This window comes from bacterium (assembly GCA_029210545.1).
Lineage (GTDB): Bacteria > BMS3Abin14 > BMS3Abin14 > BMS3Abin14 > BMS3Abin14 > JARGFV01.
The window spans coordinates 1-563 of sequence record JARGFV010000227.1 but is presented as its reverse complement, the minus strand read 5'-3'; the positions used below and the strand labels follow the sequence as shown (position 1 = coordinate 563).

Here is a 563-nt window from a genome sequence, read left to right as displayed (position 1 = left end):
ATTCCACCGCTCTTAACTATCTGCTCCGGGCCAACGAGATCGAGCATGTTGCCTTCGCCGGGTTCCATACCAACTGGTGCGTGGAGGCTACAGCCCGCTCGGCTTACGATCACGGTTTCCGGGTCATGGTACTGAAGGATTGTACCGCCACCGACACGGATTACGAACAGAAGTACGCAGAGGAGGTCATCTTCCCACGGATCGGCAAGGTTCTGACGTCCGGGGAGTTTCTCACGGCCCTTTCATGAAGCAAGTTGATGACCTCGCAAAAAGTCCCGCCTGGACTTTTTGCGACCCTATCAAAGTCCTTTAATGAAGGGAACGTTGAAGGAGGATTGTTATGAAACTGTTTAATGGTTCGAATTCGAATTGGATCGTTTTGACGGCGGTCATGGCCCTGTGCCTTGCCCTGCCTATGGGCGCAACAGCTGACAAGGCCCCCAAGATGGTCAAGCTGGGGCTCATGTTCGGTCTCACGGGTGCGGCATCCCCCGTAGGCCCTGTTCAGCTCGATGGGGCCAAACTTGCCATCGATGAAATTAATGCCGCCGGTGGTATTAAAT

At 54.2% G+C, this 563-nt stretch carries 2 protein-coding genes; both read left to right on the top strand.

Features of this window, described 5'->3' with window-relative positions:
- Nucleotides 1–248, top strand: a 248-nt coding sequence (locus P1S46_12435; protein ID MDF1537270.1) for a cysteine hydrolase family protein, incomplete at its 5' end; no start/stop codon positions are given.
- Between the two features lie 92 nt (nucleotides 249–340).
- Nucleotides 341–563, top strand: a 223-nt coding sequence (locus P1S46_12430; protein ID MDF1537269.1) for a transporter substrate-binding protein, incomplete at its 3' end; no start/stop codon positions are given.